A 10,378-nucleotide genomic window follows, 5' to 3' on the forward strand; every position below is an offset into this window, starting at 1 on the left:
GCAGGTTGGTGCGGATCCACTGGGCCGGGCTGTAGCCCTTGTCCGCCAGCCGCCGGCATGGACTTCGGACAGGTCCATGATCTTCATCTTGCTGTAGTCGCGCAGGAACCCGGTCTTCTCGCCCTTGCGCGAGAAGCGGATGCGGCCGGCGATGTCCTTGTCCAGGTCGCCGAGCATCACCAGCGGCTCGACCAGGAACACCGGTTTGCTGGCCTTGTTCGGGCCGATCCGCAGGTTGGTGCGGATCCACTGGGCCGGGCTGTAGCCCTTGTCCGCCAGGCGCCGCTCGGAGGAGCGGTCTTCATTGTTGAATTCGTTGAGGTAGAACTTGCGCGCGTTGTACACCAGCTCCGCCACGTCCAGGGCGATGTTGGAGCCGCAGCGGCCCAGGCCGATCAGGCACACCGACGGGAATTCCTGGTCGTTGTGCTGTTCGTTGTCGCCTTCCAGGTGCGGCGGGCGCGGGAACACCAGGTCGCGCAGGCCGTCGAGGTTGTCGAGGATGCGGTCGGTGTTGGTTTCGGTGAAGTACAGGTATTGCTGGGTGCCCAGCGGACGCGAGGGTGGCAATGGCTTCGACGGCGATGGCGACGGGCTGTTCGCCGCCGGGCTCAGGGTCAGATCGGATACCGCAGTGGCCGGATTGTTCTTGGAAGTCATTGGGCGCCATTTACCTGGACTGGTTGGCCCGGCGACCGCTGTCGCCGAACCTCACGGAATGGAATCTCGCGTCTGTTTGCTGCGCGTGTTTGGCCCGGATTCCGGGCCGTTGGCCTGGGTCTCGTCCGGGGGAATCCTTTCCTGATTGATGATGGATCGGCCATGATTCGGCGATCTTTAATAAAAAGGAGGCTAAATGATGTCAACGCTACCTTCGTTGGGGTTCGCCGGGATCGGCCTGATGGGCTTGCCGATGTGCCGGCGGCTCTTGGCCGCGGGCTATCCGCTGACGGTGTGGAACCGCAACCCAGCCAAGTGCGCGCCGCTGGTGGAGGCAGGCGCCCGGCAGGTGGCCAGCCCCGCCGAACTGTGCGCTCAGGCCGACGTGGTGATGCTGTGCCTGGCCGACACGGCGGTGGTGCGCGAGGTGGTGTTCGGTCCTGCGGGCATCGCCGAAGGCGCGAAGGGCGGTCAGTTGCTGGTGGACTTCTCCAGCCTGGAACCCACCGCCACCCGCGAGATGGCGGCCGAACTGGCAGGCCGCACCGGCATGGGCTGGCTCGATTCGCCGGTGTCCGGCGGAGTGGCCGGCGCCGAGGCCGGCAGCCTGGCGATCATGGTCGGCGGCGAGGCGGCGGACCTTGAGCGGGTGCGCCCGGTGCTGATGGGCCTGGGCCAGCGCGTGACCCACATGGGCGGCGTCGGCGCAGGCCAGGTGACCAAGGCCTGCAATCAGATGATCGTGGCCTGCAATGCCCTGGTGATCGCCGAAGTGGTGGCGCTGGCCGAAAGCGCCGGGGTCGACGCGGGCCTGATCGCCGAAGCCCTGGCCGGCGGGTTCGCCGATTCCAAGCCGCTGCAGATCCTCGCCCCGCAGATGGCCGCCAGCCGCTTCGAACCGGTGAAGTGGCACGTGCGCACGCTGCTGAAGGATCTGGACACGGCGGTGAAGTTTTCCCGGGAAACCGGCTCGGCCACGCCCCTCAGCGGATTGGCCGCACAACTGATGCGCCTGCATGGGGCCCAGGGCTTTTTGCAGCGGGATCCAGCGACACTGGTGCAGATGTACCGCGCGCCCAACCCAACGGATTGACCGTGTGGGCGTGCTTGCGCTGATCGATTTCCTCCAGCACCGGGCGCAGTTCGTTCAGCGGCACCGGGCGGCTGAGCAGGTAGCCCTGGATGAAATCGCAGCCCGAGCGCTCCAGGAACTCGTACTGCTCCAGGCTTTCCACGCCTTCGGTGACCACCTGCAAGTGAAGGGTGTGGGCCATGACGATGATCGCCTGGACGATCTCCATGTCGGCGGTGGCCTTGGGGATGTCGAGGATGAACGAGCGGTCGACCTTCAGGGTGTTCAGCGGCAGGCGCTTGAGGTAGGCCAGCGATGAGTAGCCGGTGCCGAAATCGTCGATCGACAGCGACACGCCGAGGGCGCGGATCTGGCGCAGCAGCACCAGGGTGTTGGCGATGTTGCCCATCAGGGCGTTCTCGGTGACCTCCAGCTCCAGCCGCTCGGGGGAGACGCCGGCGGTGCGCAGGGCGCTTTCGATCTCGTCGGCCAGTTCCTCCCGCGCCAGGTTCAGCGGCGAGCAGTTCCACGCGATCTTCAGTTCGTCGCAGCCGTGGCGGGACAGTTCGCCCAAGTCTTCGCAGGCCTTGCGCAGCACCCAGTTGTCCAGCTCGGCGATCAGGCCGTTGGTCTCGGCGATGGCGATGAAACGGTCCGGCGTCAGCAGGCCATGCACCGGATGCTGCCAGCGCACCAGCGCCTCCAGCTTGGTGACCCGGCCGCTGCGCAGCTCGAAGATCGGCTGGTAATGCAGCATCAGGCCGTTCTCTTCACGCAGGGCCAGGCGCAGTTCCTCTTCCAGCTGCAGTTCCAGGGTGGCGCGGTTCTTGAGGTTGGCGTTGAAGAAGTGCAGGCCGTTGCGCCCGGCGCCCTTGGACTGGTAGAGCGCCAGGTCCGCATGCTTGAGCAGTTCTTCGCAGCTGGTGCCGTCCTCCGGGAACAGGCTGATGCCGATGCTGGTGGTCATCACCATCCGGCGCCCGGCGAGCTCGATCGGCTCTTTCATCTTGTGCATGATGCGCTGGGCCAGGTTGCGCGCCTCCTCGCGGTCGCGCAGGCCGATGAGGATGCAGAACTCGTCGCCGCCGAAGCGGGCGACCACGTCCTCATGGCTGCGCACCGACCCCTTGATGTGCCGGGCGATGACTTTGAGCAGTTCGTCGCCGGCGTCGTGGCCGAGGCTGTCGTTGATGCGCTTGAAATGGTCGATGTCGAGGAACATCACCGCCAGCATCCCGCCTTCCTTGGTTTTCTGGCTGAGCCTTTCGGCAAAGATCTGGTTGAAGCCGCGGCGGTTGATCAGGTTGGTCAGGGCGTCGTAGTTGGCCACCTGCTGCAGCGACACGCGGGCCTGATCGAGCTGGGTGAGCAGGGTGTTGACCCGGCGCAGGTCGTTTTCCTTGTGCTGCAGCTTCTTGTCGGCCAGCGCCGCGCTGATGGCGCTGCCGAGGATCAGCAGGGTGATCAGCGCCACCGTGAGGCCCAGCTGCATGTGCCCGGATTCGGGCGGCAGCGCCGGCAGGCTGTCCTCCGGCAGCACCAGGCGCAGGGCGGCCATGCCGGTGAAGTGCATGCTCAGGATGCCGGCGCCGAGGATCAGCGCCGCCGCGTACTTCAGCAGTTGCAGATACAGGCCGCCGCCGTCGCGCAGGCTGCCGGCCACCCACAGCGCGGCGAAGCTGGCGCCGATGGCGATCAGGATCGATACCACGAACAGCGTGGGGTCGTACCAGGCGGTGGCGGCGGAGCGCATGGCCGCCATGCCGACGTAGTGCATGCCGGCGATGCCCAGGCCGATGACGACGGCGGTCTTGAGGTACTGCAGCAGGTTCGGTTGCGGCTCGCTCAGGGTGTGCATGGCCAGCCACGAGGCGAAGAGCGCGATCAGCAGGGAAAACAGGGTGACCGGCAGGTCGTACTGGATGTCGATCGGCGCTTGGAACGCCAGCATGCCGATGAAGTGCATGGCCCAGATGCCGCCGGCCAGGCACAGCGCGCCGATCCAGCGCCAGAAGCGTTGCGAGCCGGGGTCTTCGGCATGCCCGACCCGTTCGGCCATGTCGAGGGTGGCGAAGCTCGCGGCGCAGGCGACCAGGTAGGCCACCAGCACCAGCAGGGCGTCATGTGTGCAATTGAGGATGACCTGCCCGCTCTGCGGCAACTCGGCAACGAACTGTAAACCAAGCCACTCCATAGCATGCCCCGTCTCTGAGTGCGTCCCGAGTGCGTTCCGGCCGCGTCATGAACGCAGACGAATGACTGGAGTATAGAGGCCGAATGTGGGGCGTTTGCGGTAGTGGCATATTGGCGCTAACGATTTCGGCATTAGCGTCATAGCGATCGGGACTAAGCGTCAGGCGCTTTGTTCATAAGGCGTCTGTGCCCAGTGCGGCTCCAGCGGGGGCAGGCCGAAGCGGGCGCGGGCCTTGTCGCAGTCGGTGTTTTGCTCGCCGTTTTCCCAGGACGACTCGAACTCCCGGCAAGGGCTGGAGCGCTGCTCGTAGATCGAGCAGTGCACCGTGCTGCCCACCTCGCCGACCAGCGCGGTGCAGCGGGGCGACTTGCAGTCGGTGCCGTTCATCGCCACCCGGCTGGGACTGATCTGCGTCACCAGTTCATCGGGCACCGTTCCGCCGGCCGAAGCGCACTCGCCCCAGAAAAAGGACACGCGGAAATGGGAACAGCAGGCACCGCAATTCAGACACGGACTGGCTTCGGACATGGTCAGGCATCAAAGGAGGGATGGGGAGGATCCGGACGGATCCGGCGGCTATTCTAGGCTTCGCTGCAGACTTGGGAAGGGGGGCGCAAAAGTATTTTTTCGTTGCCGGATTTTGCCGGGAAAGCCCCGGTTTTCGGGGGATTCCAGGCAATTCAAGGGCTTACGATTCGTAACATGGCCATGGCCCGGTATCAGGCCGGCGAATGATCACAGACATCCGCCGAACGGCTGACTAGATTGCAGGTTCCGGGCCCAGGCGCGTCGGCCGTGAAGCCCACATAACAATAAAAGAGGCGGACCCATGCAGCACTCGACCCAAGCGGCGAATGCCTGGCGCATTCTGTTCCTGCTGTTCCTGGCCAACCTGTTCAATTTCTTCGACCGCACCATTCCGGCGATCATCATCGAGCCGATCCGCATGGAATGGCACCTCAGCGACTTTCAGCTGGGGATCGTCGGCACCGCCTTCACCATCGTCTACGCCATCGCCGGCCTGCCCCTGGGGCGCATGGCCGACACCGGTTCGCGCAGCAAGCTGATGGGCTGGGGCCTGGCGGCCTGGAGCGCGCTGACGGCGGTCAACGGCATGGTCGGCAGCTTCTGGAGTTTCCTGCTGGTGCGCATGGGCATCGGCATCGGCGAGGCCAGCTACGCGCCGGCCGCCAACTCGCTGATCGGCGACCTGTTCCCGGCCCACCGCCGCGCGCGGGCCATGGGCATCTTCATGCTGGGCCTGCCGCTGGGGCTGCTGCTGGCGTTCTTCACCATCGGCGCGATGGTCAAGGCCTTCGACAGCTGGCGCGCGCCGTTCTTCATCGCGGCGGTGCCGGGGCTGGTGTTGGCGGTGTTCATGTTTTTCATCAAGGAGCCCAAGCGCGGGGCGGCGGAAACCGTGCAGGTGTCCCAGGCGGTCGTCGACAAGCCGATCCGCCGGGTGCTGGCGGTGCCGACCTTCCTGTGGCTGATGATGGCCGGGCTGTGCTTCAACTTCGCCACCTACGCCTGCAACTCGTTTCTGGTGCCGATGCTGCAGCGCTATTTCCTGCTGCCGCTGCAGGAGGCGGCGGTAGCCACCGGGCTGATCGTCGGCGTCACCGGGCTCATCGGCCTGACCCTCGGCGGCTGGGTCGCCGACAAGATCCATCAGCGGGTGGCCAACGGGCGGCTGCTGTTCGCCGGGTTCAGCCTGATCGTCTCGACCCTGTGCACGGCCTGGGCGCTGCATGCCGGGCGCATCGAGATCGGCGTGTTCGTGGCGGTGTTCAGCGTCGGCTGGCTGTTTGCCTACAACTTCTACACCTGCGTCTACACGGCGATCCAGGACGTGGTCGAACCGCGCTTGCGGGCCACGGCGATGGCGCTGTTCTTTGCCGGCCTGTACCTGTTGGGCGGGGGCCTCGGGCCGGTGGTGGTGGGAGCCCTGTCGGATCACTTCGCGCAGGCGGCGATGCTGGCGGCGGGCGCTGGGGAAATGAGCGAAGCGTTCAAGGCCGTCGGCCTGCATGACGCGATGTACCTGATCCCGGTGGCGCTGTTCCTGACGATGGTGTTCCTGTTCCTGGCGTCGCGGTGCTTTGTGCGCGATGCCAAGCGGATGAAGGAGGGACTGGCGGCGGTGGCCGTGCCGGAGGCTGCGGCGGCGACGGCGTGATCGCTTCAACAGTCTGAAATGCCTTTCAGACTGTGGGAGCCGGCCTGCTGGCGATGCGGCCGTCCGCAGTGCCTTAAAAAACAGGCAAACGAAAAGGCCCGCATCGCTGCGGGCCTTTTCATTCAATGCCGGAGGGCAGGGCGGATCAGCCCGCCACCAGCACCCGGATCGCTTCCAGGCGCAGGGCAGCCTTGTCCAGCATCGCCAGGCCTTCCTCGCGCTGCTTGCGCAGGGCGACCAGTTCGCTGTCGCGCACGCTCGGGTTGACCGCCTGCAACGCGGTCAGGCGCGCCAGTTCTTCGTCGGTGTCCGCCGCCAGACGGCGGCGGGCCTCGGCCACGCGCTCGGCGTGGCGCGGGGCGATCTTGTCTTCACCGGCGTTGATCCGCGGCGTCAGCTGGTCGCGCTGGGCCTGGATGAACTTGTTGGCGCTGGCGCGGGGCACGCTTTCCAGCTGGTCGTTGAGGGTGTTGAACGATACGCGTGCGGCCAGATCGTTGCCGTTGGTGTCCAGCAGGCAGCGCAGGGCGGCCGGCGGCAGGTAGCGGCCCAGCTGCAGGGCGCGCGGTGCGACCACTTCGCTGACGTAGAGCAGCTCCAGCAGCACGGTGCCCGGCTTGAGCGCCTTGTTCTTGATCAGCGCCACGGCGGTATTGCCCATCGAACCGGACAACACCAGGTCCATGCCGCCCTGCACCATCGGGTGTTCCCAGGTGATGAACTGCATGTCTTCGCGCGACAGCGCCTGGTTGCGGTCGTAGGTGATGGTCACGCCTTCGTCGTCGCCCAGCGGGAAGCTGGCGTCGAGCATCTTCTCGCTCGGCTTGAGGATCAGGGCGTTTTCCGAATGGTCTTCTGTCGATGCCGAAGGCGTCGAACAGGGTTTCCATGTAGATCGGCAGGGTGAACTGGTCGTCCTGCTCCAGGATCGCCTCGACCAGCGCCTCGCCTTCGCCGGCGCCGCCGGAGTTGAGTTCCAGCAGACGGTCGCGACCGGTGTGCAGTTCGGCTTCCAGGCGCTGGCGCTCGGTGCGCGCCTCGTCGATCAGGGCTTGCCACTGGCCGTCGTCGGCCTCTTCCAGCAGCGGCAGCAGGCGCGGGCCGAACTGATGCTGCAGGGCGTTGCCGGTCGGGCAGGTGTTGAGGAACGCGTTCAGCGCCTCGTGATACCACTGGAACAGGCGCTCCTGCGGGCTGGTCTCCAGGTACGGAACGTGCAGCTCGATGACGTGCTTCTGGCCGATCCGGTCCAGACGGCCGATGCGCTGTTCCAACAGGTCCGGGTGCGACGGCAGGTCGAACAGCACCAGGTGGTGGGAGAACTGGAAGTTGCGGCCTTCGCTGCCGATCTCGGAGCAGATCAGCACCTGGGCGCCGAACTCTTCGTCGGCGAAGTAGGCGGCGGCGCGGTCACGCTCCAGGATGCTCATGCCTTCATGGAACACCGTGGCCGGGATGCCGGAACGCACGCGCAGGGCGTCTTCCAGGTCCATCGCGGTTTCGGCGTGGGCGCAGATCACCAGCACCTTGGTGCGCTTGAGCATCTTCAGCTGGTCGATCAGCCACTCGACGCGCGGGTCGAATTTCCACCAGCGTTCCTCTTCGCCGGCATCCGGCTGGGCCTGGAAGCTGACTTCCGGGTACAGTTCGGCGTGCTCGCCCAGCGGCAATTCGAGGTATTGGTCCGGGCACGGCAGCGGGTACGGGTGCAGCTTGCGCTCCGGGAACCCCTGCACGGCGGCGCGGGTGTTGCGAAACAGCACGCGGCCGGTGCCGTGGCGGTCGAGCAGCTCGCGCACCAGGCGGGCGCTGGCTTCGCTGTCGCCGTCGTTGACGGCGGCGAGCAGCGCTTCGCCCTCGGCGCCGAGGAAATCATGGATGGTCTTGTGCGCGGCGGGCGAGAGGCGGCCCTTGTCGAGCAGCTCCTGCACGGCTTCGGCCACCGGGCGATAGTTGTCGCTCTCGGCGCGGAAGGCGGCCAGGTCGTGGAAACGGTTCGGGTCGAGCAGGCGCAGACGGGCGAAGTGGCTGTCCTGGCCCAGTTGCTCCGGGGTGGCGGTGAGCAGCAGCACGCCGGGAATCACCTCGGCCAGTTGCTCGACCAGCGCGTACTCCGGGCTGGCCTTCTCTTCGTGCCAGACCAGGTGGTGCGCTTCGTCGACCACCATCAGGTCCCAGCCGGCGGCGAACAGGGCGTCCTGGGCCTTTTCGTCGTCGACCAGCCATTCCAGCGCGACCAGCGCCAGTTGGGTGTCCTCGAACGGGTTGGCGGCATCGCTTTCGATGAAGCGCTCTTCGTCGAACAGCGCGACCTGCAGGTTGAAGCGGCGGCGCATCTCCACCAGCCACTGGTGCTGGAGGTTCTCCGGCACCAGGATCAGCACGCGGTTGGCGCGGCCCGACAGCAGTTGGCGATGGATCACCAGGCCGGCTTCGATGGTCTTGCCCAGGCCCACTTCGTCCGCCAGCAGTACCCGCGGCGCGATGCGGTCGGCGACTTCACGGGCGATGTGCAACTGATGGGCGATCGGTTGCGCCCGGGAGCCGCCCAGGCCCCAAAGGGTGGACTGCAGCTGGCGGCTGGTGTGTTCCAGGGTGTTGTAGCGAAGGGAGAACCACGACAGCGGGTCGATCTGCCCGGCGAACAGGCGGTCGCTGGCCAGACGGAACTGGATGAAGTTCGACAGCTGGGTCTCCGGCAGGGTGACCGCTTCGTTCTGCCCGTTGAGGCCGTGGTAGACGAGCAGGCCGTTGGCGTCCTCGACTTCGCGCACGGTCATCTTCCACCCTTCGAAGTGGGTGATGGTGTCGCCCGGCGAGAAGCGCACGCGGGTCAGGGGCGCATTCCTTAGCGCGTACTGGCGGGTGTCGCCAGTGGCCGGGTAAAGCACGGTCAACAAGCGGCCGTCCTGTGCCAGAACGGTGCCTAAACCAAGCTCTGCTTCGCTGTCACTGATCCAGCGTTGCCCCGGTTGATACTGCTGCGCCATGCTGCCTGACTCCCACCTTGAAAAAGCGGGCTATCTTAACGGAATGAGGCTCCGAGGCCAAAGGATTAGGAGCCGCGCCCGGCTTTTAGCTGCCAGCGGCAAACTGAGGGAAGCGTAGGTCATGCATCGGATGCGCGGACGCCGGCGGCACTGTTCAATGTCGATCCGGTCACAAGTTTTCGACCGGTGGCTCAAGGCGTGCCGGATGCCGCCGATAGCCTGCTGACAGGAGACCCTTCATATGCTGCCACCGATGCTCCCCCTGAGCGCCGTGCCGATCACCTCCCAGCAGGATCCGATCCGCCAGCGGCCGGACATCCCTCCGGTGGTGCCGGTGCAGGAAAGCTCCAACGAAAGCACCATCGACCTGCAGAAGCGCGATCCGGAAGAGGACGGCCTGCTGCTGCGCGAAGAACAGCGCCGCCAGCAGGAGCGCGACCGCCGCCGGCGCGAGGCGGACGAGGATCCGGAAGAGCACCTGGCCGTGCCCGGCACCGAACTCAACGCCGACAACACCGTGCCGGTGGTGCCGCTGATGGAAGACCAGCCGCGTCAGGGGCTGTGGGTCGACATCGAGATCTGATCCGGCCGGCGGTACATCAATTGTCGAAGATCCATGTGGCCCGGGCTCTGGTCAGCGCCGGCGCCAGGCCGCATTATTGGCGCAATCCTGCCGTTGACGCGGCAGTCGCGATTCCTTCCATCGATGCACCGAGCGCCATGAGCCAAGACGACAAGCTGATCGACCTCAACGCCGAACGCGCCAAGCGGGTTCACGACCTCAACGACAAGCGCCTGAACGAAGTGCGCCAGGCTTTCGAGCAAGCGATGCCGTTGGGCAAAGCCAAGAAAAAGCCGAAAAACAAACCGAAAAAGCGTTGAACTCCCCTGCATCCGTTGATGCAGGTCATTTATTCCCCTCCCTTTCCCCCGCGCATCGACCGGCATTGATCCCGGTCAATTTCTCCCTCCGCCCGATTGGTTAACTTAGCTCCATCGCAACAGAGCAGGGGCCAGGAGGCCAGTGTCATGTTTTTCGATAACGTGGTGTTCGCCGGCGTCCTGACCGTTGGCCTCATGGTTGTGTTTTTTGCAGGGTTTGGAATTTTTATCTGGAAGGATGCGAATAAACGCAAAAAACCGTAGGTCCTTTTGGATTGATGAGCACGCAAGGCATTTTGGGCAACTTCGGTTGCCCTTTTTTTTGCCTGCGGTTTTTTGGGGGTGTCCTTGGCGGCCTCTGGGCCGACCAGGCTGTGGGGTGTTTTGGGGGCATATCCGTT

The 10,378-nt window shown here is 65.4% G+C and carries 7 protein-coding genes and 2 pseudogenes; 5 read left to right on the plus strand and 4 right to left on the minus strand.

Translation table 11 applies throughout. The features are described from left to right. Nucleotides 1-660: pseudogene (locus tag ACIP0B_RS26850) on the minus strand (hypothetical protein); the annotation flags it as partial. 196 nt (nt 661-856) lie between these two features. On the opposite strand from ACIP0B_RS26850, the gene ACIP0B_RS26855 reads away from it, so the two are divergent. Continuing rightward, nucleotides 857-1,753, plus strand: coding sequence for an NAD(P)-dependent oxidoreductase (locus tag ACIP0B_RS26855; RefSeq protein ID WP_400837870.1), 897 nt, complete (start codon nt 857-859; stop codon nt 1,751-1,753). Here the strand turns inward: ACIP0B_RS26855 and ACIP0B_RS26860 are convergent. Next, entirely contained in the window at nt 1,644-3,926 is a 2,283-nt protein-coding gene (locus ACIP0B_RS26860) for a putative bifunctional diguanylate cyclase/phosphodiesterase (RefSeq protein ID WP_400837873.1), read from the minus strand. The two genes, ACIP0B_RS26855 and ACIP0B_RS26860, sit on opposite strands and share 110 nt — an antisense overlap. A gap of 159 nt (nt 3,927-4,085) precedes the next feature. Next, nucleotides 4,086-4,454 carry a YkgJ family cysteine cluster protein gene (locus tag ACIP0B_RS26865; protein ID WP_085581668.1) on the minus strand — a complete coding sequence of 123 codons (369 nt, stop codon included), beginning with the start codon at nt 4,452-4,454 and terminating at the stop codon, nt 4,086-4,088. 301 nt (nt 4,455-4,755) lie between these two features. On the opposite strand from ACIP0B_RS26865, the gene ACIP0B_RS26870 reads away from it, so the two are divergent. Further along, the gene (locus ACIP0B_RS26870) at nt 4,756-6,105 is read left to right on the plus strand and encodes a spinster family MFS transporter (protein ID WP_400837877.1); all 1,350 of its coding nucleotides are present in this window, start codon (nt 4,756-4,758) and stop codon (nt 6,103-6,105) included. A 145-nt stretch (nt 6,106-6,250) separates the two neighbouring features. On the opposite strand, the pseudogene rapA reads toward ACIP0B_RS26870, so the two are convergent. Next, nucleotides 6,251-9,095, minus strand: a pseudogene (gene rapA, locus ACIP0B_RS26875) (RNA polymerase-associated protein RapA). Nucleotides 9,096-9,336: 241 nt separating this feature from the next. On the opposite strand from rapA, the gene ACIP0B_RS26880 reads away from it, so the two are divergent. The 3 genes from ACIP0B_RS26880 to ccoM all read left to right on the plus strand — a co-directional run bounded on the left by ACIP0B_RS26880 (nt 9,337) and on the right by ccoM (nt 10,241). After that, complete coding sequence (locus ACIP0B_RS26880) at nt 9,337-9,678, plus strand: aspartate-semialdehyde dehydrogenase (protein WP_085581675.1); 342 nt, start codon at nt 9,337-9,339, stop codon at nt 9,676-9,678. A gap of 137 nt (nt 9,679-9,815) precedes the next feature. Then, nucleotides 9,816-9,977, plus strand: a complete 162-nt coding sequence (locus tag ACIP0B_RS26885) for a hypothetical protein (protein ID WP_008016476.1) — start codon at nt 9,816-9,818, stop codon at nt 9,975-9,977. Nucleotides 9,978-10,124: 147 nt separating this feature from the next. Then, entirely contained in the window at nt 10,125-10,241 is a 117-nt protein-coding gene (gene ccoM / locus ACIP0B_RS26890) for a cytochrome c oxidase subunit CcoM (protein WP_302471303.1), read from the plus strand. Nucleotides 10,242-10,378: the final 137 nt, after the last annotated feature.

The sequence above is a fragment of the Pseudomonas sp. NPDC089534 genome (assembly GCF_044749305.1).
In the GTDB taxonomy this organism is placed as follows: Bacteria; Pseudomonadota; Gammaproteobacteria; order Pseudomonadales; family Pseudomonadaceae; genus Aquipseudomonas; species Aquipseudomonas ekonensis.